The 25,717-nt window shown below is 33.9% G+C and carries 24 protein-coding genes; 16 read left to right on the top strand and 8 right to left on the bottom strand.

What is annotated here, in order from left to right; genetic code table 11:
* Position 1 precedes the first annotated feature (1 nt).
* The 4 genes from RM538_RS12815 to RM538_RS12800 are packed head-to-tail and all read left to right on the top strand — an operon-like array spanning position 2 to position 3,519.
* On the top strand, positions 2–691 hold the full coding sequence (locus RM538_RS12815) for a YjjG family noncanonical pyrimidine nucleotidase (protein ID WP_311333839.1): 690 nt from the start codon (positions 2–4) through the stop codon (positions 689–691).
* A gap of 49 nt (positions 692–740) precedes the next feature.
* A complete protein-coding gene (locus tag RM538_RS12810) occupies positions 741–1,298 on the top strand; it encodes a hypothetical protein (protein WP_311333838.1) in 558 nt (185 codons plus the stop codon).
* A gap of 5 nt (positions 1,299–1,303) precedes the next feature.
* The gene (locus RM538_RS12805; RefSeq protein WP_311333837.1) at positions 1,304–2,722 is read left to right on the top strand and encodes a DUF5723 family protein; all 1,419 of its coding nucleotides are present in this window, start codon (positions 1,304–1,306) and stop codon (positions 2,720–2,722) included.
* Positions 2,719–3,519 carry a hypothetical protein gene (locus RM538_RS12800; protein ID WP_311333836.1) on the top strand — a complete coding sequence of 267 codons (801 nt, stop codon included), beginning with the start codon at positions 2,719–2,721 and terminating at the stop codon, positions 3,517–3,519. The genes RM538_RS12805 and RM538_RS12800 overlap by 4 nt, the downstream gene beginning before the upstream one ends.
* 17 nt (positions 3,520–3,536) lie before the next feature.
* Here the strand turns inward: RM538_RS12800 and RM538_RS12795 are convergent, their stop codons facing one another.
* Positions 3,537–4,814: a replication-associated recombination protein A gene (locus RM538_RS12795; protein ID WP_311333835.1), complete on the bottom strand. Its 1,278-nt coding sequence runs from the start codon at positions 4,812–4,814 to the stop codon at positions 3,537–3,539.
* An 86-nt stretch (positions 4,815–4,900) separates the two neighbouring features.
* Between RM538_RS12795 and RM538_RS12790 the strand changes: the two genes are divergently transcribed.
* A complete protein-coding gene (locus tag RM538_RS12790) occupies positions 4,901–5,662 on the top strand; it encodes a rhomboid family intramembrane serine protease (protein ID WP_311333834.1) in 762 nt (253 codons plus the stop codon).
* Here the strand turns inward: RM538_RS12790 and rlmB are convergent.
* The 7 genes from rlmB to RM538_RS12755 form a co-directional block, all read right to left on the bottom strand.
* Complete coding sequence (gene rlmB / locus RM538_RS12785) at positions 5,657–6,397, bottom strand: 23S rRNA (guanosine(2251)-2'-O)-methyltransferase RlmB (RefSeq protein ID WP_311333833.1); 741 nt, start codon at positions 6,395–6,397, stop codon at positions 5,657–5,659. The genes RM538_RS12790 and rlmB overlap by 6 nt on opposite strands.
* A 60-nt stretch (positions 6,398–6,457) precedes the next feature.
* Positions 6,458–6,997 carry a hypothetical protein gene (locus RM538_RS12780; RefSeq protein WP_311333832.1) on the bottom strand — a complete coding sequence of 180 codons (540 nt, stop codon included), beginning with the start codon at positions 6,995–6,997 and terminating at the stop codon, positions 6,458–6,460.
* A gap of 11 nt (positions 6,998–7,008) precedes the next feature.
* Positions 7,009–8,574, bottom strand: coding sequence for a SusD/RagB family nutrient-binding outer membrane lipoprotein (locus RM538_RS12775; protein WP_311333831.1), 1,566 nt, complete (start codon positions 8,572–8,574; stop codon positions 7,009–7,011).
* A 10-nt stretch (positions 8,575–8,584) separates the two neighbouring features.
* Positions 8,585–11,725 (bottom strand): SusC/RagA family TonB-linked outer membrane protein, encoded by a 3,141-nt coding sequence (locus RM538_RS12770; protein ID WP_311333830.1) that lies wholly within the window; start codon positions 11,723–11,725, stop codon positions 8,585–8,587.
* A gap of 148 nt (positions 11,726–11,873) precedes the next feature.
* Positions 11,874–13,370: a RagB/SusD family nutrient uptake outer membrane protein gene (locus RM538_RS12765; RefSeq protein ID WP_311333829.1), complete on the bottom strand. Its 1,497-nt coding sequence runs from the start codon at positions 13,368–13,370 to the stop codon at positions 11,874–11,876.
* A gap of 28 nt (positions 13,371–13,398) precedes the next feature.
* On the bottom strand, positions 13,399–16,413 hold the full coding sequence (locus RM538_RS12760; RefSeq protein ID WP_311333828.1) for a SusC/RagA family TonB-linked outer membrane protein: 3,015 nt from the start codon (positions 16,411–16,413) through the stop codon (positions 13,399–13,401).
* 118 nt (positions 16,414–16,531) lie between these two features.
* The gene (locus RM538_RS12755) at positions 16,532–18,232 is read right to left on the bottom strand and encodes a BamA/TamA family outer membrane protein (RefSeq protein ID WP_311333827.1); all 1,701 of its coding nucleotides are present in this window, start codon (positions 18,230–18,232) and stop codon (positions 16,532–16,534) included.
* Positions 18,233–18,414: 182 nt separating this feature from the next.
* Between RM538_RS12755 and rpsL the strand changes: the two genes are divergently transcribed.
* From rpsL to rpsC, 11 genes are all read left to right on the top strand, one after another.
* Positions 18,415–18,789 (top strand): 30S ribosomal protein S12, encoded by a 375-nt coding sequence (gene rpsL, locus RM538_RS12750; protein WP_179354551.1) that lies wholly within the window; start codon positions 18,415–18,417, stop codon positions 18,787–18,789.
* Positions 18,790–18,811: 22 nt separating this feature from the next.
* Positions 18,812–19,288 (top strand): 30S ribosomal protein S7, encoded by a 477-nt coding sequence (rpsG, locus tag RM538_RS12745; protein WP_311333826.1) that lies wholly within the window; start codon positions 18,812–18,814, stop codon positions 19,286–19,288.
* 3 nt (positions 19,289–19,291) lie between these two features.
* Positions 19,292–21,424 (top strand): elongation factor G, encoded by a 2,133-nt coding sequence (gene fusA / locus RM538_RS12740; RefSeq protein WP_311333825.1) that lies wholly within the window; start codon positions 19,292–19,294, stop codon positions 21,422–21,424.
* Between the two features lie 11 nt (positions 21,425–21,435).
* Positions 21,436–21,741 (top strand): 30S ribosomal protein S10, encoded by a 306-nt coding sequence (gene rpsJ, locus RM538_RS12735; protein ID WP_010181931.1) that lies wholly within the window; start codon positions 21,436–21,438, stop codon positions 21,739–21,741.
* A 144-nt stretch (positions 21,742–21,885) separates the two neighbouring features.
* Entirely contained in the window at positions 21,886–22,497 is a 612-nt protein-coding gene (gene rplC / locus RM538_RS12730) for a 50S ribosomal protein L3 (RefSeq protein WP_311333824.1), read from the top strand.
* Complete coding sequence (rplD, locus tag RM538_RS12725) at positions 22,497–23,126, top strand: 50S ribosomal protein L4 (RefSeq protein ID WP_311333823.1); 630 nt, start codon at positions 22,497–22,499, stop codon at positions 23,124–23,126. The genes rplC and rplD overlap by 1 nt, the downstream gene beginning before the upstream one ends.
* Before the next feature lie 7 nt (positions 23,127–23,133).
* Positions 23,134–23,424: a 50S ribosomal protein L23 gene (gene rplW / locus RM538_RS12720; protein WP_311333822.1), complete on the top strand. Its 291-nt coding sequence runs from the start codon at positions 23,134–23,136 to the stop codon at positions 23,422–23,424.
* 25 nt (positions 23,425–23,449) lie between these two features.
* The gene (rplB, locus tag RM538_RS12715) at positions 23,450–24,274 is read left to right on the top strand and encodes a 50S ribosomal protein L2 (RefSeq protein WP_311333821.1); all 825 of its coding nucleotides are present in this window, start codon (positions 23,450–23,452) and stop codon (positions 24,272–24,274) included.
* A gap of 3 nt (positions 24,275–24,277) precedes the next feature.
* Positions 24,278–24,556, top strand: a complete 279-nt coding sequence (gene rpsS / locus RM538_RS12710; RefSeq protein WP_311333820.1) for a 30S ribosomal protein S19 — start codon at positions 24,278–24,280, stop codon at positions 24,554–24,556.
* A 6-nt stretch (positions 24,557–24,562) separates the two neighbouring features.
* Complete coding sequence (gene rplV / locus RM538_RS12705) at positions 24,563–24,970, top strand: 50S ribosomal protein L22 (RefSeq protein WP_311333819.1); 408 nt, start codon at positions 24,563–24,565, stop codon at positions 24,968–24,970.
* Between the two features lie 4 nt (positions 24,971–24,974).
* Positions 24,975–25,697 (top strand): 30S ribosomal protein S3, encoded by a 723-nt coding sequence (gene rpsC / locus RM538_RS12700; RefSeq protein WP_311333818.1) that lies wholly within the window; start codon positions 24,975–24,977, stop codon positions 25,695–25,697.
* Positions 25,698–25,717: the final 20 nt, after the last annotated feature.

Here is a 25,717-nt window from a genome sequence, read left to right as displayed (position 1 = left end):
TATGAAGTTTACCAATATAACAGATGTTTTTTTTGACCTAGACCATACTCTTTGGGATTTTGATAAAAACTCGAGGCTAGCTTTCCAAAGGTTATTCAATAAAAACAAGGTTACACTTCCTTATGAAGATTTTATTACTGAATATGAGCCTATTAACTTTAACTATTGGAAACTATTTAGAGAAGAAAAAGTGTCAAAGCAAGAGCTAAGAAGAGGAAGGCTTGTAGATACTTTTAAGAGGTTTAATATAGTTTATCCAGTTTCCTTTATCGATTTACTTTCTGAAGGCTACATAGAAGAATTGCCACATGACAATTTTTTATTAGAAGGAGCAATTGATATTTTAGATTATTTAAAACCAAACTACAAACTACATATCATTACAAATGGTTTTTCTGAAGTTCAGCAATTAAAACTTGTAAAGAGTAAGATAGTACATTACTTTGATACTGTTACAAGCTCAGAAGAAGTAGGTGTAAAAAAACCAAATCCTTTAGTTTTTGAAAAGGCACTATCCAAAGCAAATGCATTAGCAAAAAATAGTATCATGATTGGAGATACTTTTGAGGCAGATGTTCTAGGTGCAGAAAATGTAGGAATGGCAACAATATTCTATAATTACAGAAGAGAGGAACGCATAAAAAACTATGTTTTTGTCAATACTTTACTAGCTATTAAAAAGTACCTTTAGCTATAATATTTGCAGATAAACGACGTTATTTGTAAAATGCCCCTAAATTATGAAAAAAAACCTAGTTATTCCATTTTTTGGAGTTCTTGCTTTATTCTTGTTTTTTTCCTGTGTTAAAGACACAGACTTTGATCAAGCAGAAGAAATAACCTTAACTCCTGTTGTAGAACTTGACCTTATTTTTTTTAATCTTGAGGCGGGTGATTTTTATGACGAAACAACCAACACCGAAATTTTAACTGTAAGAGATACCACCGAAATAAGATTTCTAGACGATACAGAAATCCAAGAAAGCTTAGTACAGGCCGATTTCTTTTTTAGGTTCACTAATAGTATTCCAAGAACGTTTGATGTAGATTTTGAGTTTTTAAATGAAGAAAACCAGCTTACTTATTTTACATCAACATCTGTAAACCAAGGAGCGTCATCAAATCCAATTGTTACAGAGTTTGAGCAAACAGTCGCAGGAGAAGACATTACTAGATTAACAATGGCAGATAGAGTAGTAGTTTCAGTAACTATTCCATCTTCAGATGCTTCCTTAGAGGGTTTATTAAACCTCAAGTCTAAAACAACATATTTTTTAGAAATCACCGATAGGGAATAATTACTATGAAAAATGTAGTTTTTTATATACTTGCCCTTTGGGGGTTAACATCAATTGCACAAAATAAGCAAGTGCTCTATGGTCTAGAAGAAGTGCCACAGTCTTTACTTTTAAATCCGGGGGTAACCGTTCCTCAAAAGGCGCACTTTGGTATACCATTTTTATCTCAACTTCATGTTAACGGAGGTGCTTCTGGGGTATCTACTTTTGATATTTTTGGTGATACAGGAGAGAATATTAATACGAAAATCCGTAATAAGATTTTTGAAATGAAAAATACCGATTTCTTTACAGCAACACAGCAATTAGAAATTATAAACTTTGGCTGGCGATCAAAAAAGGAAATCTATTTTTCTGGGGGGATCTATCAAGAGTTTGACTTTATATCTTATTTTCCTAGAGATTTAGCAATTTTAGCATGGGAAGGAAATCGAGACTATATTGATTATGAATTTGATTTAGGAGAAATTAGTACAACAGGGGATTTAACTGTAGTATATCACTTTGGCGTTAATAAAAAGATAAATGACAAATTAACAGCAGGAGTTAGAGCAAAACTGTATTCTAGCATGTTAAGTTACAGAAGCACAAATAATAAAGGTAGTTTTATAACGCGATTTGGAGATGTAGATAGCCCAAATATATACGAACACACAGTTCAGAATGCAGAAATTACTGTAGAAACTTCTGGAATAGCCTCACTATCAGACTTAGATGGGGCATCACAAGTTACAAGTGAAGTTTTGGGGAGAGCTTTTTTTGGAGGAAACATAGGAATTGGCTTTGATATAGGGGGTACTTATGAAATTACAAATAGATTAGAAGCTTCTGCAAGTGCCTTAGATATAGGTGCAATTTTTCATAGCAATGATGTAGAAACATATCAAGTTACAGGTGATTATACGTTAAATGGTATTGAACTCATTTTTCCACCATTGATAAATGGAGAAGGAACCTTACCTTATTATGATGATCTAGAAGATGAAATTGAAAGAGAGATTCCTGTAGATACAATCGTAAAAAAATATACCCAGTTTAGACCTTTAAAGTTAAACGGGAGTTTAAAATATAGTTTTGGTAGAGTAGTAGGTGGATCTGGAGAATGTGATTGTATGAATATGGGCGGTGGTTTAGACAGAAATCAAGCAGTAGGTGTTCAGGTATATAGTATTTTTAGGCCCAAAGGCCCACAAACAGCCGCAACATTATTTTATTACAGAAGATTATGGGACTTCTTATCTGCTAAGGCAACTTATACTGCAGATTCTTATTCTTTTTCTAATGTTGGGCTAGGTATTGTTGGAGATTTTGGGAAGTTTAACTTTTACGTAGCTGCAGACAATGTCATTAAATATGGAAATATTGCAAAAGCAAAAAGTGTATCTTTACAGCTAGGGATTAATATTAAAATTGCCGAACAATGAAGCAACAGTTCACTCTATTAGCATTACTTTTTATTATTACATTTTCAAGTGCGCAAAAATCACTTAGTGACTATAGTTTTGTAGTAGTTCCAGATCAATTTGAATTCTTAAAAGAAAAAAATCAGTATCGGTTAAATGAGATGGCTCATTTTTATTTAGATAAATATGGCTTTAATGCTTATAGAATAAACGAACTTCCTGCTGTTGATAAATGTGAGGGATTATATGTAAATCTTGAAAAGAACAATAAGCTTTTAAAATTAGGACTTGAATTGATTTTTAAAGATTGTAACGGGAATGAAGTTTATAGATCGGCTAGAGGCATAACAAGCTTTAAAGAATGGGAGAGAGCCTATCCAGATGCATTAAGAAACGCATTTAAGAGTTTTGAAGATGTAGATATAAATCAAATTATGGTAAGTGGGATAAATAATAACTCCACTAAAGTAATTGCCAATACAACTAATACAGAAATTATAAAGCCTAGAGAAGAAATTGAGGTTGAAAAAGAACTCCCAATTGTAACAGAAAAAGAAGTGCCAAGTGCCAAATTTATAAGATACACTTCTAATTCAAATACTTTTTTACTTAGAAAAACAGCTGCTGGTTTTTCGTTATATCAAGATAATTCAACAAGTGGAGAAGGACTTGTATTAAAAGGAACAATTAGTAGCAATTCTTCTAGTATGACCTTTAAAACGGAAGATGGAAAACTATATGATGCTTATTTTGATGCTTCAAATAATCTAACAATTTTTAAAGGTGATACCCCAGTTTTTTACAAAAAAATGAATTAGCACCTATTGGCTATAGTTTAGAAGTTATATTTATCTTTCCAAAGATTGGTAAGGTATTTTTTTAAGTTGTTCTCCTTGGGGTTATTACCTGGTATGTATAAGTTAGTTCCTTTAATTTCATCAGGTAAAAATTCGTGAGCCACAAAATTACCTTCATAATTGTGCGCGTATTGATATTCTTTACCATACCCCAGCTCTTTCATAAGCTTTGTAGGAGCATTTCTAATTGATAAAGGTACAGATAGGTCTCCAGTTTGTTTTACGAGCTGTTGAGCTTTTTTAATAGCTTCATAAGAGGCATTGCTTTTAGGAGAAGTAGCAAGGTAGATAGTACATTGACTTAATATAATACGGGCTTCAGGGTACCCTATAGTATTTACAGCCTGAAACGTATTGTTTGCTAGTACCATGGCTGTTGGATTTGCATTTCCAATATCTTCAGAAGCTAGAATAAGCAGCCTCCGGGCAATAAACTTTACATCCTCTCCTCCTTCAATCATTCTAGCCAACCAGTATACTGCTGCATTAGGGTCGCTACCCCTAATAGATTTTATAAATGCCGAAATAATATCATAATGCTGCTCACCAGTCTTATCATATAATACTGTATTTTTTTGCACTTTTTGAGATACTAAGTCATTAGTAATTGTTACTTTTTCTGATGTTTCAGAAAGTACGACAAGCTCTAATATGTTTAATAACTTTCTTGCATCTCCTCCAGAAAGCCTAATTAGTGCTTCAGTTTCTTTTAGCGATATGTTAATTTTAGATAGTTTTTCATCTATTTTAATCGCTCTCTTTAATAAGTTAGTGAGGTCTTCTTTTGTAAATGGCTTCAAGATATATACCTGGCATCTAGATAAAAGTGCAGGGATAACTTCAAAACTTGGATTTTCTGTTGTAGCTCCAATAAGAGTAATCCATCCCTTTTCTACAGCTCCTAGTAAAGAGTCTTGTTGTGATTTACTGAATCTATGTATTTCATCTATAAACAGGATGGGGTTTTTGCTTGAAAATAAAGTGTCACTTTTTTTAGCTTTTTCTATAACTTCTCTTACTGCTGCCACTCCGCTATCAATTGCGCTTAGTGTGTAAAAAGGTCTGTCAGATTCATTTGCAATTATAGTGGCTAATGTTGTTTTTCCTGTTCCAGGTGGCCCCCATAGAATCATAGATGGAAAAACTCCAGAGCTAAGTTGGGTAGTTAATGCACCATCCTTCCCAATAAGGTGTTGCTGGCTAAGATAGTTATCTAATGTTCTGGGTCTAATACGTTCTGCAAGTGGCGTACTCATGCCTTAAAATTACGATATTTAGCAACTATTTGGCTGACAAATTAGCATATCTTTTAGTTAGGACTGCTTTTTGACAATTAATTTTTATGGAATCACAACATCGGTTACAATTTTCACTAGGAACATTTCTGTTCCCATTGTTTTTTGTTTTTGTAATGTGGTTGTTTTTTTGGATTGAAGTTAGGTTTAACTATAATTTAAACTTCCTAGGTGTTTATCCTCAAACTATGGAGGGGCTGTTAGGAGTGTTTTTTTCTCCTTTTGTACATAGTAGCCTAGAACACCTTTTTAATAATAGTGTGCCTCTGCTAGTGCTTATGACTGCGCTGTTTTATTTTTATAGACATATTAAATGGCGAGTACTTTTATTTGGATTAGTTGCAACTGGGTTTTTAACCTGGTCTATTGCAAGGCCAGCTTATCACATAGGAGCAAGTGGCATTGTATATATGCTAGCTTCATTTTTATTTTTTAAAGGGATATTCTCTAAAAATTTTCAGCTTATTGCTTTATCTCTTGTCGTAGTTTTCTTGTATGGAAGCTTATTGTGGTATTTATTTCCTATTGATGAAAAAATATCTTGGGAAGGACACTTATCTGGATTTATAGTTGGCGTTGTTTTTTCATTTCTTTTCAGAAAAAATATAGTTGAAAATAAAAAATATGAATGGGAAAAAGAAAATTACGACCCATCCTTAGATCCTTTTATGCAACAGTTTGACGAAGAAGGAAACTTTATTGAAAAACCTAAAGAAGAAGAGATAGAAAGTGTTCCTGAAGTTCCAAAAAAAACAAAAATTAAAATACTTTATACTTTTAAAAAGAAGTCTAAAGATGAAGAGCTATAAACTTCTTTGCCTAACCATCTCGTATAGAAAAGCACCACAAGCAACAGATACATTTAACGAGTTAATCTCTCCTAAGAGTGGGAGAGAAGCTTGTTCATCAATTAAGTTTAATACAGATTTACTAACTCCTTTTCCTTCAGAACCCATTATTATTGCAATGGGTTTTTTAAAATCTGTATGATAGATTGAATTCTCTGCTTTTTCTGTAGCAGCTATAGTAGTTATCCCAGAGGCCTGCATATAAAAAATAGCATCTTTTATATGATCCACTTTACAAATAGGGATATTAAAGATAGCACCTGCAGATGTTTTTACGGTATCTCCACTTACAGGAGCTCCTCCTTTTTTTTGAATAATTACTGCATCTACTCCGGTACATTCTGCAGTACGTAAAATAGCCCCAAAGTTACGTACATCACTTATTTGATCTAAAATAAGGAAAGTAGCATCTTCCTTAGATGCAAGTGTTTTTTCTACAATAGACTCTAATGAATAGAATGAAATAGGAGAGGTGATGGCAACGATGCCTTGATGATTTCCTTTTGTTAACCTATTTAATTTTTCAATAGGAACATAATTTATAGTAACTCCATCTTTTTCTAGAGTAGCAAGAGATGAATCAACTTTAGGGTTGCTTAAATCTTTTTGCACATAGACTTTATCAAAAACAACCTCAGACTTGATTGCTTCTAAAACTGGGTAAACTCCAAATATGGTACTTTCTTTTTTGCTCATAAAAAAATATCGCTGCTCTTAATTAGAACAGCGATACAAAAATACATTTTTTAAAGGTATTTATTGGTCTAATGGCCACTCATAAAAATATGCGTGTCTTTCGAAAACCAAGAATGCCTCAAGTTTTGTTGGATCCTCTAGAATATTACCATCTGCATCTTCACTTCTACCTCTAAAGTATACACTTCCAGTATCCAAATCTGAAACAGGTACGTTTAATGCAGTTGCTACTTGTTCCTTAGTGAAAATTAATTCTACTGGAAAAGAATTTATAGTAGTAAGCAAAGCATCTGTTTCAAGTGGTCCTGTTTCATCATCACTGTCAAAACCTACATATACTTCATGTGAAATTATATTATTGTCTTGAGAGTCATAAGCAATTCTAACTTGATTTCCATTATTCTCAGCAACTAATTCAAATCCCCAAAAGTTATTTCCTGTGATATCTTCCAAGTCTTCATTTCTGTCTTGTATAGATACATAAGGAGCTCTGGTTTCGTCATTAAAGATTTCATCTCCAAAGAAACCTTCATCTTCACAACTTACAGAAAATAAGCTTATAAAAGCTAGTGCGATAAAAAGTTTTATATGTGTTTTCATAATTAAGTTTTTTAAAAATCTAAATTAAATGTTGTTCCTTCTGCCCACCATACTTTTTCTGCAACAGATGCTTTTTGTACTGCATCTGGATTATTATTATTCTGAATGTATACTGCAGGATACAGCATGCTATTTGTAAAAGTTCCTGGTGTTGGATCTTGAGAAGGAGCTATATCTGATGGATAACTCGTTCTTCTAAAGTTATTGTAAATTTCAATACCATTACCCCAAAGCGACTTGTAATATTCTGTAATTATTACATCTAACCTTTCTTGGTCACTTCCAGCTGAATCATATCTTGCGCCAACATCTGCTATATAAGCATCAATGTCTGCCTGAGAAGGTTCTGGAGCTCCACTAGGTATTGCACCACTTTGAAAGTTTGTTACTTTGTCTATAGAAGCACTTACACCATCAATTAATGCAGTTCTAGCATTTCCAATACTTCCATTAAGAATTAACTGTGCTTCGGCAATTAAGAATTGTGTAAATGAATTAGTCATAATAATAGAAGCGCCAGCACCTTGGGCACCATCAGTTGCTTGTCCTGGACCAGTTGTACCATCATTATACATTCCACCAGCTGGGTATAAACCATGAATAGTTATATCTCTAAATTCTGATGCAACACTTGGACTAGTATCACCATGTTCTCTTCCTTCAAAACCTCCTGGACCATCTTGTTGATAGAAATAGTAATTAAATCTAGGATCTCCATCCATTCTTCTTATAAAAGGATTTGACATATAGATACTAGCTCCACTTACATATTGAGATGTGAATAAAGGGTGACGACTTTCTGGATCTGTAGCTAAGCCGTAGTTAAACTGGAAATCATCATTATTGGTACTAATAAAACCACCATTATTAATAACTGCATTTGCGTGATCTGCAGCACTAGGGTTATTTATTCTTGATGAAACAGCAATTTTAATAAGCAGACTATTTGCTAATGCTCTCCATTGTTGTACATCTCCGTCATAAAATAGGTCACTAGGAATATCTACACTACCACCAGCATCAATTTTAGCAATGGCATCAATCAATAATTCTCTAGCAGCTGCATATACATCTTCTCCTAAGTCTCTTTTTGGGTTTAAGTTTCCAGAGCCTTGTAAAGTTTCAGAATAAGGGACATCTCCAAAAACATCAACTAAAGTTACAATAGTATATGCCTCCATAATTTGTGCTAAAGCAATAATATTGTTTCCGTTTACATCATCCGTTTCTAATGCAGCAGCAATCTCTTTGACTTGCTTTAACTCTACTAGGCAGTTAGCATAAGCATTTATCCATGTTCCATTAAAAGAATCTACAGTAAATTGATTTGCATAGGTTGCTGAGATTCGCATTAACTCCATTCTTGTTACTTGAGATAGACTAAATTGCAAGTTTTGAAAAAAACTATTAAAGCCGAACTGACTTGAGTTAATTAAAGCGCCAAGAGAGGCTTCATCTGGTGTTAAGTTGTTAGGGTCTTCTGTAAGGTCTGTTTCTATAGTTTCACAAGATACTGCCATAGACAATACTAAGAGTATTGAAAATAGGCGTGTGAATATATTTTTATATGTTTTCATATCTTTTAAATTAAAATGATGTTTTTATACTAACTCCAATTCTTCTTGATGATGGACTAACTCCAAGTTCAATTCCAGCTCCATTACTATTTACACCAGTACCGATAGAGTTAGTGTCAAGATTAATACCATCTGGTACATTAATAGCTTTGTAATACAGGTTTTCACCAACAAGAGAAATTGACATATTTCCAAATGGAGTTCTTTCTAATGTTTTGTCGCTAAAGCGATATGTTAATGCAATTTCTTGTAGTCTAATTGTTGTTCCGTCAAAAATTCCAAATTCATCTGGACCATTATTATAAAGATTAAAGTATGCATCTCCAGTACTTATTACTATATCATTAGGCATATCGGTATCTGTATTTATACCTGGTAAAATAAAACCTGCATTCTGTAATCCATCTGTATCAGTTGTAAGACCTCTACCTAAAAGCGATCGCGCAGTTGATGAGTAGATTGTACCACCTTTTCTATACTGCACATTTGCAGTTAAAGACAAATTTTTATAATTAATTGCTGTAAAAGCTGATGCGGTCCAATCTGGTGTTGGGTCACCTAATATTGCAGCTTCTGGGTCTATTGAATACTCTCTTCCATTATTAAGTAAATTACCATTTTCATCTCTTTGAACAATTGAACCTAATATAATACCTACAGGTTGTCCTTCTATTAAGTAATTTCCTAATTGACCACCAAATGCACTAGAAAATTGAAATTGGTCAACATCAAGTTCAGTCACTTCAGATTCTGTTTTAGTAAAGTTTCCTCCAATGTCCCATGAAAATTTTTCAGTATCAAAAACCTTTACATTTAAGTTAAGTTCAATACCATCAGATTTAAATTCATTAATATTTTGAGGACCTCCAGTATAACCAGTAGACGGGTCAAAACTTGTAAAGAATATTAAATCACTTGTAGTTCTAGTGTAATAACTAGCATCTAGCGTAACTCTATTATTAATAAATTTTGTTTCTATACCAAACTCTAATTCTTCAATTATAGATGGACCTATATTTTCATTTGCTAAATCATTATTAATTGCGTCCGTAACAACAACATCTCCATTAGCAGTAACAAATGAATTTGAATTTGATAATACAGTTTGAGATGTTGGATATGCTCCACCTCCAGGAACACTAAACTCCGCGGATGTTCCGTATCCTGCTCTTAACTTTAAATAATTTAGAGCATTACCTTTTAATCCTTCAAAAGCAGAAGTTGGTAAGAATGATATCCCAACTCCAGGATAAAATTGTGAATTATTATTAAAATTCGATGTCCAGTCATTTCTACCATTTGCTGTAATGTATACAATGTTATCATAATCAAATGTTGCTTGGGCAAAAACTCCCGGTCTATTTAATCTTGTTCTACTATTAAACCCTTGCGAAGAAGTAAAAAAGTTATGAGTAAACTGTCCAAAAACAGTTTGCTGTGTGCTATTTGCTCCATCTAGTACTTGTTCTTCACTAAAAACATCTCCCCCTATGTTTGCTGAAAGACCAAACTTTTCATCAAAAAATCTATTGTCATAGTTTAATAAAAGTGTATGGTTGGTAACAGTCTGTCTTCTTGTAGAAGTTGTAAGTGCACCAGTTACTTCAGCACCACCTGTACTACCTCTATTTACAAAAGATTTACGTTGTTCAATAGATACATCAATACCATATCTGTAAGTGGCTGAAAGTTTCTTATTAATTTCATATGTCGCAGATATTTGACCAAAAGCTCTATTCACCTCTTCTTCAATACCTGAATTATTAAGGTACCAATAAGGGTTTGATGCTCCACCATCATTTTGGAAGTTTATTTCTTCACCAGTTAAAGGGTGTTGTGATGGAAAGCCTTCTAAATCAATACTCTTTGGAGTATTTAATAAACCTGTAAATATAGGTCCAGTAAATGGCGATCTAAAATTAGTGTTTACATAATTTAATGTAGAAGAAACGCTAAAGTTGTTGCTAAACTTTGCATTTCCACCAATTGCTATTGCATCTCGGTCTAATTTGTTTCCTGGTAAAAACCCTTCATCATCCAAGTTACTGTATGAGATATTATATCCAAAGTTTTCAGATCCTCCACTAGCTGATAAATTTACGTTTTTTACTATTCCTGTATTAAAGAAATTTTCTTGAGATTGATAATCTCTGTAATCTACTCTAGTATCTGCTTGATCTGGAAAACCATCAACAAAAATTGGACTATTTAGTGCATATGGGTGAGATACTTGTCCTTGTGAGTCTATGTTTCCAAAATTTGGACGACCAAATGTTGCTCCCCAGTTTCCGAAGAAATTATAATAGGCATCGTAATAACCCTGTCCTCTTTGGTTTGTATAATCTGGTAAAGATGCAATATCATTTACAAAAGTTGATACAGTAACACTAATTTCATTTTTCTTGTTAAAATTACCTCCAATTTTTCCAGCTTTAGTTGTTATTACTATTACTCCGTTTTTACCATCAGCACCATATAGGGTTGTCGCATTAAGACCTCTTAGAACATTTACACTTTCAATATTGTTTGGGTCAATATCTAAAGATCTACTTGTTCCAGAAAATCCGGTTCCGTTTGTGTTTGAGTTGAATCTTACACCATCAACCACATAAAGAGGTTGGTTATCCCCAGTAGTTGATAAACCTCTAATTAATATACTTGATCCTGCTCCAGATAGTCCACTTGCATTAATCACATCAACACCAGCTGCTTTTCCTCTTAATATTTTAGTAATATCACCATTTGCTCTTTGTTGTAAATCATCTGCATCAAGAGCAGTAACAGCATAACCTAGTGCTTTTTTCTCTTTTTTAATACCCAATGCTGTTACTAAAACTTCATCAAGTTCAGAAGCGTCTTCATTCATGATAACGTTAACTGAGCTAGTTGAATCTGTCACAGTAACTTCTTGACTTTTAAAACCAACATAAGAAAACACTAGTATTTCACCATTACTAGCCTGTATGGTATAGTTGCCATCAAAGTCAGATTGTGTTCCTGTCGTGGTATTTTTAATTAAAATATTCACTCCAGGAAGAGGAATACCATTATTGTCAGTTACATTACCTGTAACTGTTTTTACCTGTGCTACTACTATGAAAGATGTTAATAGTAATGCAAAGCTAAATATCCAGCGTAATTTAGTTTTCATATTCGTTGTTTTGAATTAAGTATTACAAAAATGCTAATAAAATGTTAATTAAACAACTTTATGTATGCTTCTTCTAGGTTTAAATAAAAAAGAGCCACTATAAAGTGGCTCTTTGTATATAATTTTTAACTTAATATTAAAGTTAATCTTAGTATCCAGGGTTTTGCTGAATTACTTCATTAGCGTTTAACTCAACTAATGGTACTGGGATACTAAATAAATTACTAGTTGTTGGAATTGGAGTACATGAATTATTAACATCACAATCGTTAGGATCACGATCTATACCTCTTCCAGCACGTTGACCTAATCTCTTAAGATCTTTGTACCTGTGTCCTTCATAAACTAACTCAATTCTTCTTTCATCCATAATTGCTCCAAAAGCTTCTTGCTCACTTGCAAAATTTGGTAATGGTTGATCAGAACCAAATCTAGCATCTCTTAATTGCTTTAATAATCCAGCCGTTGTATTTCCAGGACCATTAAAACTTCCAGCGTCAGCTAATGCTTCAGCTTTTATAAGCAACATTTCAGATGATCTAAATATTTTTAAATCATTCATTAAAGGCTGACCATCCTTACCAGGATATTTAGAGATTGCTAAAATGTCTAAGTCATCATTGTTGTTAGTTAAGTAGTCTGGGTCTATTAGAGAAGTTGGGTGAACATTTACATCATATCTTATATCCGCAGGATCTAAGTTATTAAATACTGTTCTACTCATTTCAAAATAAGCACCTCCTGAAGCAGTTGGGTTTACAAAAGCAAAGACTGCTCCAGCCCATCCACCAGCAAAACCACTTCCTGTTGCACCTTGGCCATCATAAGGATCTCCAATTTGTCTAGATAACTTAAAGATTATCTCTGTGTTATCCTCATCAATAAACATATTTGAGTATTGATCTCTATTTGCTATTGGATAACTATTTAATAACTGAGATGCAAAATTATTTGCAGCAGCATAATTACCTCTATAGGCAGCAATACGAGCTCTTAATGCAGTTACAAAATCCTTACTAGCAAATACTGGATTTGATTGATCTGCAATTAAGTTTGAAGCTAATGTTAAATCACTATCTATTAATCCAAATATTTCTCCATTAGTATTTCTTGGTAAATCATCAACAACACTTGGTACAAAATCTAGTAATATGGTAGATAAAGCACTATCGTCAGAATAATCTGTACTTAGGTATGAAGCAAGTTGAAAGTGAGCAAAAGCTCTAAGAGCATATAATTGACCTACTATGTCATTATAATCTTGTTGTTCACCAGCTTCTGGTTCAATCCCCTCTGCAGCTTCAAGAACTCTGTTTATTGAGTTTAATGCAGTTAAGTTGTTTATCCACCATGCAGTAGGAAAAGAACTACTAGGGTTTAAGATATAGCTGTAATCTGCAATACCTTGACCTCCATTACCAACGCCTATTGATATTTCATCAGTAAAAACAGCGTTAAAGTTAATCTCTTGAGTCACATCAAAATTATTGTATGCTCCAAGTAAACCAAGTCGTAGATCTTCTACGTCACTAAAAGCTTGATCAGCCCCTAATATTCCAGGTTGTGTAATTTCAATTGCATCATTACAACTAACAATAGAAGCTGTAAAGAATACAAGTAGAATTAATTTTTTTATTTTTTTCATTTTATATAAATTAAAAGTTATATGTCAATTAAAATTGTAAGTCAACACCAAAAGAAATAGTTCTAGGCGTTGGGTATATTCTTGATGTATTACTTTGTGCTTCAGCATCAAAACCTCTCCAGTCTGTAAAAGTAAGAAGGTTTTCACCATTTACATACATTTTAATACCAGTAAAACCAGTACCGTCAAGATATTTAGATGGTAACGTATAACCAAACTGAGCAAAACGTAATCTTATGTAATCTGACTCTGTTAAATAGTAATCAGATCCAGCAAGTAATGATCTATTGTCTGCACCAAGTCTTGGAATGTTAGTATCTGTGTTCTCTGGAGTCCAAGCATCAAATAAATCTCTAGATAAATTAAAGTTACCTAAGTTATCGATGTTTTGGAATCCTGATAAGTCAAAGTCAAATCTATCTACTCCAATTACATAATTAAATTGTGTAGTTAAGAAAAAGCCTTTATAATCTGCACTAAATCCAAAACTTCCTTCATAATCAGGTAAAATGTTTTTGTCTGACCAAACTCTATCAGCATCTACATCTGGAGTTTCAGTTTCTTCACCATCTGCAGTTAAGAATAATATTTCACCATTTTCAGGATTAATTCTTGAAAATCTATACAAGAAATACTCTCCTAATTTTCCACCTACTTGTCCAGTACCAATAATCTCTTCAGATCCATCACCGAATTCAACAATTTCATTTTTATTGTAATTACCTACGAAGTTCAAGTCAAGATTAAATCCATCAGCTTCTTTAGCTCTAATTACTGTGTAAGATAAGTTTACATCTACACCAGTATTTTTTAATTCACCACCATTTACATTTAAGAGAGTTGCTGCAGTTACAGCAGATAAAGGTTGGTTAAGATATAGATCTGTAGTAGTTTTATCATAAACATCTACACTACCTCTTAATCTTCTATTAAATACTTCGAAATCTAATCCTAAGTTTGTTGTAGTAACAGTTTCCCACTTAAGTGCATCATTACCTATTAAGGCAAGTGATAGTGAATTAGCTCCTTGATACCCTGGTGAAGTTTGGAATAATGAATTTGTTAGTGTTAATCCACCAAAAAGTCCAGCACCAGTTACATCTTGGTTACCATTAGTACCATAAGAAGCTCTTAGCTTTAATAAATCAAAAGCACTATCTTCCATAAAAGCTTCATTTCCTATATTCCATCTAGCTGCAACAGAATAAAAAGTTGCCCATCTATTACTATTTGCAAATCTAGATGAAGCATCACGTCTAACAGTACCTGTTATACCATACTTTGCATCATAGTCATAGTCTGCTCTTGAAAAATAAGAGAATAAACCAGATTCCAAAATATTAGCATTTGCAGTATCAACAAAGAAATCATTGTCAGCATTGTCTGCTATAAATCCACTACCATCTCCTGAAGAAAATGTTAATGGGTCAAGACCTTCTTGGAAATATCCAAAGTTCTTAAAGTGTGCTTTAAAGTATTCTGAGTATAAACCTAAGTTAAATGTATGCTTGCCAAATTCTTTATTGTAAACTAAAGATAATAATTGGTTGTAAGAAAAAGCTCTATTAAAATTCTCTTGTTGGAAACCAGGAGTGTCGTTTCCTGTCTCAGCAAATAATAAGGCATTAAAACTATTAGGTCCCTCAGAACGTAAAGTGTTTTCTTGTTGCATATCGATACTCATAAGAGCACTAGCTGTAATGTCATTTGTAAGTTTATAACTTCCATCGAAACTACCAACAATCTTTAATTCTTCATCAAATCTATCAAAAGTTCTAAGTCTATCTACAATAAGTAATGGAGTTACAGTAAAAGTACCATCAAATTGCTCATCTAAAATAAACTGCCCATCAACATAATCATCAATACTTAAATAAGGTACAGATTGATATGCTCCAAGAATTGGGTTTCTATTTACAGCGCCAGTACCAATATTGTTAGGCTCGTCTGATTTTGAATAGTTAGTTGATAAATTTAATCTATAAGTAAACCTATCATTACTACTTTTTCCACTAAGATTTGTTCTAAGGTTAAAACGCTTTAAGCTACTACTTCTAAGTAATCCCTCTTGATCATGAAAACCTAAAGAAATAAAAGTAGAAACATTTTCTCCACCTTTAGAAGCAGAAATTGTATGACTTTGCGTTAAAGCTGTGTCAAAGAAGTAATCTGCCCAGTCAAATGTTCTTGCGTTTGCAATTTCAGCATCTGTTAACGTAGCACCTAAACCAGAACCTCTTTCCTTTTCAAGAGTTAATAGCTCTTGAGAATTCATTAAGTTATAATCATTGTCTTGAAGGTTACTGATGTTAACCTGACCTACATAATTCATTACAAGGTCAGACCCAAAAGTTCCACTTTTAGTTTTAATAATAATTACACCATTCGCACCTCTGTTACCATAAATTGAAGTTGCCCCTGCATCTTTAAGTACAGTTACAGATGCAATTTCATTAGGGTTTAAACTACGGAAGTTATCCTGATCTACTGGTGCACCATCTATAATAAATAATGGCTCTGTGTCACCGTTAATAGAACTCACACCTCTAATTCTAACTGTAGAGTTAGCTCCAGGCTGTCCACTAGCAGTAGAAATAGATAATCCAGGTACTTGACCTGAAAGAGTTTGTACAAAACTTGCGTTTGGTCTTGCTTTAATTGTTTCGGCGTTTACAGTAAAAGAAGAAACACTTGATTTCTCTTTTGTACTTGTATTACTACCTATAATTACAACCTCTTCTAATACTGATCCAGGTTGTAATGTTACATTGATTGTGTTGGATGCACCTACTGCTACTTCTTGCGTTTCAAATCCAACATAACTAAAAGTTAATGTTTGACCTACAGAAGCAGAAATAGAGTAATTTCCATCAAAATCTGTTTGAGTACCTGAACTAGTACCCTTAATAATTACATTAGCACCTGGTAAAGGAAGATTTGCATCATCCAATACGGTACCTGTAATAGTTTTAGTTTGTGCAATACTTACTTGCACAACCAACGCCAATAAAAGCGTTAAAATTCCACTAAACTTTGTTCTCATTTTATAAATTATTTGAATTAGCCAATGCCAAAAGTCACAATAAAAACTTAATTACACAACTTTTTAAACTTAAAATTTATATTTTTTTAAACATAACGTTAAGCTAGTGTTAGCTTAATTAAAACCTTGTCGTTAATATTATGTGAATTTTAGAATTTGAAAACTCAAAGTTTCGACTTTCAATGAGTCCATTTGCAAATGCCAATTTTAAAACTCCTGCATTGGTATTTAATCCAAAACCAAATCCAACGCTGTATAGATTTTGCTCTAAGTCTAGTTGTTTATTTTCAAAGTAAGCGAGGTCTAGTATAGAATGGGCATAGATGGAGTTGTTTAAAAATATTCTATACTCAGTATTAATAACTGTAAATAAAGATGCGTCAATACTGTTTTCGTTAAATCCTCTTATACTTGTTATTCCTCCAAATCTATATAATTCATTTTCAAAAAAAGTATCACTAAATAACGCAGAGGTAACATTCTTTAAAAAAATACTATTGGTTTTATTTAGATTAAAAATATGTAAACCATTAAATAATATTCTGGTTTGTTTTTCTCTTAATCCGTCATTTGCTTCTCTACTCCCCAGCTCTGTATCAACTTTTATGCTGGTTTTGATAGGAAAGAAGGGATTGCTTTGAGATTTTAAATATTGAATCCCTCCAATTGCGAAAGATGAATTATAGTCTTGCACGGCTACTCCAGCAACTGCATTGTCTAATAAATTGCTAGACTCATAGCTTTTATAGCCAATATAAGATTTTATAGCAGGGCTAATTTGATAGGAGAGTCTTGCTTGTTGATCAGTAGTTACAAAAGAGCTATCTCTTTTAAAAATTTGTAATTGTAATTCGATTCCAACGGGGCTTTTAAATATATATGGGAGGGTTGCTTTTGTTTTAAAATTTACTTGTTCTTGACCGTCAGCTTTATAATTAATAAGGAGTTGCTCTCCATAATTAAGGTTGTTGTTTAATTCTAAGTTTAAGTATCCGTTTAACTGCAGTTTATTTGTTTCTTCATTGGTATTAAACCCTAAAATACCATCAAACAAATTGTTGTTTTCTTTTTTTAAGTAGAAGTAAACTATTGTTGAGTCTTTTTTAAATAAAGTTTCAGGTGGTTTTATGGTAGATACAAATCCAAGAGAGTTTAGAATCTCATTTTTTTTTAGAATCGTGGTCTGGCTAAATACTGTGTTTTTTTTTAAACCTGAGAAATATTTTAGGTATGATGTAGGAAATTTTTCATAACCTTTAATTACATAATCATCTATAGTTCTTTTTTGGTTAGATGTAAGTGATAATTGTGCAGATAATGTTGAAGCGTTTTCTTTTTTGACTTCTGAAAGATTTATGCTAGCAAAAGCATCACCGTTTTCAGTTTTATATGATGTCAGCTTTTTGAGTGTACTCTCAACATCTTCAAAAGGAATGATAAAATAACTATCCTTTATTTTTGAAGAAATATTTATTAGTTCACTTTCAGTAAAACTTTCTTTAGAATAAAATATTTTAATGTTTTTTATTCTGTCGCCTAGATAAAATTCAGAAATAAATATAGAGTCATTAAGTTTCTTAATATCAATTAATCTACTTTCTATGTATCCAATTTTTTCAAGTTGATTTGCTAAAGAGTCAGATTGCTTTTTTAACGTATTATAATTTGGAAATTTTTTATTGGATAATAAAGAGTCAATAGTTTCTTTAGCTTTAATATTTTCAGCTTCAACTTTTAACTCAATTTCTTGAGCAGTTATGGTTAGAGAAAATATTGAATATATATTAAGGTATAAAAATGTGTAAAGTAATTTCTTCAAGAGCTACATTTTGGAGTTATAAAGCTAACGTTTGTATTATGTTTTTCATATTCTAATATTAATTTTTTAAAAACAGTAAAAATAAATAGCATAGCGTTTGAATTATTCAATTTAATTTCTACCTTTGCAAGCCCTTAGAAAAGGGGTATTTTATAATACATTAAGTATAATACATATTTTATATGCCAACAATTTCACAATTAGTACGAAAAGGAAGAGCCAAAATAACCAAGAAGAGTAAATCGGCTGCTTTAGATTCGTGTCCGCAACGCCGCGGTGTGTGTACGCGTGTATATACTACAACGCCAAAGAAACCTAATTCTGCAATGCGTAAAGTTGCTAGGGTAAGGTTGACTAATGGTAAAGAAGTAAACGCATACATCGGAGGTGAGGGCCACAATTTACAAGAGCACTCGATAGTATTGGTTAGAGGTGGAAGGGTAAAAGATTTACCAGGAGTTAGATACCACATCGTTCGTGGAGCCTTAGACACAGCAGGTGTTTCAGGTAGAACACAACGTAGATCTAAGTATGGTGCAAAACGCCCTAAAAAGTAATTTAAAACTTTAAGAAGAAGACATGAGAAAAAGACAAGCCAAAAAAAGACCGCTTTTGCCAGATCCAAGGTTTAACGACCAATTGGTAACACGTTTTGTAAATAACATGATGTGGGATGGAAAGAAATCGGTGGCTTTTAAAGTATTCTACGATGCAATTGATATTGTAGATGAAAAGAAAACAGACGAAGAAAAAACAGCATTAGAAACTTGGAAAGATGCATTATCAAATGTAATGCCTCATGTAGAAGTTAGAAGTAGAAGAGTGGGTGGAGCTACATTCCAGATTCCAATGCAAATAAGACCAGACCGTAAAATTTCTACTGCTATGAAGTGGTTAATTATGTTCGCGCGTAAGAGAAATGAAAAGTCTATGGCTCAAAAACTTGCTGCAGAAATTCTTGCAGCTGCTAAAGAAGAAGGCGCAGCCGTTAAAAAGAGAGTAGATACTCACAAAATGGCCGAAGCAAATAAAGCATTCTCACATTTCAGATTTTAAAAAATGGCACAAAGAGATTTAAAATTTACAAGAAATATAGGTATTGCAGCACATATTGATGCTGGAAAAACAACCACAACAGAACGTATTCTTTACTACACAGGAGTAAGCCACAAAATTGGTGAGGTACATGATGGTGCGGCAACTATGGACTGGATGGAGCAAGAGCAGGAAAGAGGTATTACAATTACTTCTGCTGCAACAACTTGTACATGGAGATTTCCATTAGAAAATGCACAACCAACTCCAGATACTAAAGATTACCACTTTAATATTATTGATACCCCTGGTCACGTAGACTTTACTGTAGAGGTAAACAGGTCATTACGTGTACTTGATGGTTTGGTGTTCTTATTTAGTGCTGTTGATGGTGTTGAGCCACAATCTGAAACTAACTGGAGATTAGCAGATAACTATAAAGTTCCTAGAATAGGTTTTGTTAACAAAATGGACCGTCAAGGATCTAACTTTATGGCTGTATGTCAACAGGTAAAAGATATGTTGAAGTCTAATGCAGTACCAATTGTAATGAATATTGGTGATGAAGCAGACTTTAAAGGTATTGTTGATTTAGTAAAGAATCGTGCTATAGTTTGGCATGATGAAACACAAGGGGCAACTTTTGATGTTATTGATATTCCAGAAGAGTTAAAAGCAGAAGCTGCAGAATTAAGAGGAAAACTTATTGAAGAAGTTGCTGCTTATGATGAAAACCTTCTAGAAAAATATATGGAGGATGAAGAATCAATTACTGAAGACGAAGTGCATGCTGCACTTAGAGCTGCCGTAATGGATATGTCTATCATTCCAATGGTTTGTGGTTCTGCGTTTAAAAACAAAGGAGTGCAATTTTTATTAGATGCGGTTTGTCGTTACTTACCTTCTCCAACAGATAAAGAAGGTATTGTAGGTGTTAATCCAGATACAGAACAAGAGGAATTACGTAAACCAGATGTAAAGGAGCCATTTGCTGCTTTAGCGTTTAAAATTGCTACAGACCCATTTGTTGGTCGTTTAGCATTCTTCCGCGCATACTCTGGTCGTCTCGATGCAGGTTCTTACATTTTGAACAATCGTTCAGGTAAGAAAGAACGTATTTCTCGTATCTACCAAATGCACTCTAATAAGCAAAATGCAATCGATTATATCGAAGCTGGTGATATTGGGGCTGCAGTAGGATTTAAAGATATTAAGACGGGAGATACTATGTCTGATGAAAAACATCCTATCGTGTTAGAGTCAATGGACTTTCCAGATCCTGTAATTGGTATCGCTGTTGAGCCTAAAACTAAGGCAGATGTAGATAAATTAGGTATGTCTTTGGCAAAACTTGCCGAAGAAGATCCTACATTCCAAGTGCGTACAGATGAAGCTTCTGGACAAACTATTATTTCAGGAATGGGTGAGCTTCACTTAGATATTATTGTAGACCGTCTTAGACGTGAGTTTAAGGTTGAAGTAAATCAAGGGCAGCCTCAAGTTGAGTACAAAGAAGCTGTAACAAGAGTAGCGCAACATAGAGAAGTTTATAAGAAGCAGTCTGGTGGTCGTGGTAAATTCGCAGATATCGTATTTACATTAGAACCAGCAGAAGAAGGAAAAGAAGGATTAGAGTTTGTTTCTGAAATTAAAGGAGGTAATGTTCCTAAAGAATTTATCCCATCTGTAGAGAAAGGATTTAAAGAGGCAATGAAAAATGGTCCATTAGCTGGATATGAAGTAGATGCTATGAAAGTAACATTGACAGATGGATCATACCATGATGTGGATTCAGATCAATTATCTTTCGAATTGGCTGCAAAATTAGGATTTAAAAATGCTGCAAAGGCTGCAAAAGCAGTAATTATGGAGCCTATAATGAAACTGGAAGTGTTAACTCCAGAAGAAAACATGGGTGATATTGTAGGGGATTTAAACCGTCGTCGTGGTCAAGTAAGTGACATGAGTGATCGTGCAGGTGCAAAAGCTGTAAAAGCAACAGTACCACTTTCTGAAATGTTTGGTTATGTAACTACATTAAGAACACTTTCATCAGGTCGTGCAACATCAACAATGGAATTCTCTCATTATGCAGAAACCCCTTCAAATATATCTGAAGAAGTAATCGCTGCAGCAAGAGGAACCGCTAACGTTTAACAATTTCAGCAATGAGTCAAAAAATAAGAATTAAATTAAAATCTTACGATCACAATTTAGTGGACAAATCTGCTGAAAAGATTGTAAAAACTGTAAAAAGTACTGGTGCAGTAGTAACAGGACCAATCCCGTTACCAACCCACAAAAAGATATTTACTGTATTACGTTCTCCACACGTTAACAAAAAGAGTAGAGAACAATTCCAATTAAGCTCTTACAAGAGATTATTGGATATATACAGTTCTTCTTCAAAAACAATTGATGCTCTAATGAAATTAGAGTTACCAAGTGGTGTTGAAGTAGAGATTAAAGTATAATTACAATTCCGAATTTATTTCGGAAGACATGTCCTAAGCTTGTAAGCAAGGGAAAAACGGAAAACAAAATAACATTCGGGGTCGAATTTATTTTGACCCCGTTTATTTTAAACAAAAAAATTAATAATCAATAAATAATTAAATATGTCTGGGTTAATTGGAAAAAAGATAGGGATGACCAGCATCTTTGACGAGAAAGGAAAGAATATTCCTTGTACTGTTATAGAGGCAGGCCCTTGTGTTGTTACCCAAGTCAGAACCGAAGAGGTTGACGGGTATGAAGCTCTTCAACTTGGTTTCGATGACAAAAAGACTGCTAATAAAGCTGCCGAAGGCCATGCGAAAAAAGCAGGAACCGTTGCAAAACGTAAAGTCGCCGAATTCCAAGGATTTGAAGAGGAGTATAAATTAGGTGATACTATCACAGTAGATCACTTTGCTGAAGGCGAGTTTGTAGATGTTTCTGGAACTAGTAAAGGTAAAGGTTTTCAAGGGGTAGTTAAACGTCACGGTTTTGGTGGTGTAGGTCAAGCTACTCACGGTCAACATAACCGTTTAAGAGCGCCAGGTTCTATTGGTGCAGCATCGTATCCTGCGAGAGTATTTAAAGGAATGCGTATGGCTGGACAAATGGGGAATGAAAAAGTGAAAGTACAAAACTTAAAAGTGTTAAAAGTAGTCGCAGATAAAAACCTACTTGTTGTGAAAGGCTGTGTGCCAGGTCACAAAAACGCTTATGTAATGATTCAGAAATAATGAAGGTAGCTGTATTAGATAAAAACGGAAAAGACACAGGTAGAAAGGTAGAACTTTCTAAAGATGTGTATGGTATTGAGCCTAACAATCACGCTGTTTACCTTGATGTAAAACAATTCTTGGCAAATAAGCGTCAAGGAACGCATAAAGCAAAAGAGCGTGCTGAAATTACAGGTTCTACTAGAAAGATAAAAAAGCAAAAAGGAACAGGTACTGCCAGAGCAGGTAGTATCAAGTCTGGGCTTTTTAAAGGTGGAGGTCGTATGTTTGGACCAAGACCAAGAAACTACTCATTCAAATTAAACAAAAATTTGAAAAGATTAGCTAGAAAATCTGCTTTAAGCATGAAAGCAAATGATAAGGCAATAATGGTAGTAGAAGACTTCAATTTTGAGTCACCAAAAACAAAAGATTTTACTTCAGTTTTAAAAACTTTAGGACTAGAAAACAAAAAATCTTTATTTGTGTTGGGTGAGTCAAATAATAATGTATATTTGTCGTCTCGCAATTTGAAAGGTACAGAAGTTGTAACAAACTCAGAATTAAGTACTTATAAAATTATGAATGCAAATAACGTTGTGTTATTTGAAGGTTCTTTGGAAGGAATTGAAACAAACTTAAGTAAATAGAAACAAGATGAGCATCTTAATTAAACCTATTATTACAGAAAAAGCAACTGCTGATGCAGAGCTTAAAAACCGTTACGGTTTTGTAGTAAACCCAAAGGCGAATAAGATAGAAATCAAGAAAGCGGTTGAAACCACTTACGGAGTTTCTGTTGAAAAAGTTCGCACATTAAATGTCCGCCCTGATAGAAAAACTCGTTATACAAAAACGGGTATTCAAACTGGTAAAACAAATGCCTATAAAAAGGCAATTGTACAGGTGGCGGAAGGTGATACAATTGATTTTTACAATAACATCTAAGAAATTAGATATTAATTAGACAAAAATGTCAGTAAGAAAATTAAAACCAATCACCCCAGGTCAGCGTTTTAGAGTTGTAAATGGATTTGACGCCATTACAACTGATAAGCCGGAAAAGAGTTTACTCGTTCCGAATAAAAGATCTGGAGGTAGAAACAGTCAAGGTAAAATGACCATGCGCTACATAGGTGGTGGTCATAAGAAGAAATATCGAATTATCGATTTTAAGCGTGACAAAGCTGGAATTCCTGCTACTGTTGCCACAATAGAATACGATCCAAACCGTACGGCTTTTATAGCGTTAGTAAACTATCAAGATGGTGAAAAGCGTTATGTAATTGCTCAAAATGGTCTTCAAGTTGGTCAAAATATCGTCTCAGGCGATAGCGTAGCTCCAGAAATTGGAAACGCAATGAAACTAGCAAACATACCTTTAGGTACCATCATTTCTTGTATTGAGTTACACCCCGGACAAGGTGCTGTTATGGCACGTAGTGCTGGTGCGTTTGCTCAATTAATGGCAAGAGAAGGAAAGTACGCAACTATTAAATTACCATCTGGAGAAACACGATTAGTGTTAAGTACATGTATGGCTACAATAGGTGCTGTGTCTAATAGTGACCACCAATTGTTAGTATCTGGTAAGGCAGGTAGAACAAGATGGTTAGGTAGAAGACCACGTACAAGACCAGTAGTGATGAACCCGGTAGATCACCCAATGGGTGGTGGAGAAGGGAAGTCTTCTGGTGGACACCCAAGATCTAGAAACGGTATACCTGCAAAAGGTTACAGAACACGTTCTAGAACAAAAGCGAGTAATAAATATATCATAGAACGTAGAAAGAAATAAGCTATGGCAAGATCATTAAAAAAAGGACCTTACGTTCACTATAAATTAGAGAATAAAGTACAACAAAATGTTGAGGCTAATAAGAAGACTGTTATCAAGACTTGGTCTAGAGCGTCTATGATTACTCCAGATTTTGTTGGGCAAACCATTGCAGTTCATAATGGACGTCAATTTGTTCCAGTATATGTTACTGAAAACATGGTAGGACATAAATTAGGAGAATTTTCACCAACAAGATCATTCCGTGGTCATGCAGGTGCTAAAAACAAAGGAAAAAAATAATAAGCCATGGGAGTTCGTAAAAGAGAAAGAGCAGAGCAAATCAAGGAGGCGAAAAAAACACAATATTTTGCTAAGTTGAATAATTGCCCTACATCACCAAGAAAAATGCGTTTAATGGCGGATTTAATTAGAGGTGAAAAAGTTGAAAAAGCGCTTAATATTTTAAGATTTAGCTCTAAAGAAGCTTCAATTAGACTAGAAAAATTGGTCTTATCTGCTATGGCCAACTGGCAAGCAAAAAATGAAGATGCTTCTATGGAGGATGCAGATCTATTTATAAAAGAAATTCGCGTTGATGGTGGGACTATGTTAAAAAGACTTCGTCCAGCACCTCAAGGTAGAGCGCACAGAATTAGAAAACGTTCTAATCACGTAACAGTCGTGCTTGGAGCTAACGATAACACACAAAGCTAAATAAATGGGACAGAAGACAAATCCAATCGGGAATCGCTTAGGTATCATTAGAGGATGGGAATCCAACTGGTACGGAGGTAACGACTACGGTGATAAACTTGCCGAAGACGACAAGATTAGAAAATATGTTCACGCTCGTTTAAGTAAGGCTAGTGTGTCAAGAGTAATTATTGAGCGTACGCTTAAACTTGTAACCGTTACTATCACAACAGCTCGTCCAGGTATCATTATTGGTAAAGGAGGGCAAGAGGTAGACAAGTTAAAAGAAGAGCTTAAAAAAATTACAGGTAAAGAAGTACAGATCAATATTCATGAGATTAAGAGACCTGAAGTTGATGCACATTTAGTAGGAGCAAGTATTGCAAGACAAATTGAGAATAGAATCTCTTACCGTCGAGCAATAAAAATGGCTATCGCTGCTGCAATGCGTATGAATGCAGAAGGGATTAAAATCCAAATCTCTGGAAGATTAAATGGTGCAGAAATGGCACGTAGTGAATCTTACAAAGAAGGTCGTATTCCTTTATCAACTTTTAGAGCCGATATTGACTATGCTTTAGTTGAGGCACATACTACTTATGGTAGACTAGGTGTTAAAGTATGGATCATGAAAGGTGAAGTGTATGGAAAAAGAGAGCTTTCTCCTCTAGTTGGTTTAGACAAAAAAGGAGGAAAAGGTGGTTCTGGTCGAGGTGGAAACAAATCACGTCGTAATAACAGAAAGTAATTTTTTAAAGAAAGTCAACA

The organism is Patiriisocius hiemis, assembly GCF_031846325.1.
GTDB classification, from domain to species: domain Bacteria; phylum Bacteroidota; class Bacteroidia; order Flavobacteriales; family Flavobacteriaceae; genus Patiriisocius_A; species Patiriisocius_A hiemis.
The sequence above is the reverse complement of the archived record's forward strand: the minus strand, read 5'-3'. Positions and strand labels throughout refer to the sequence as shown.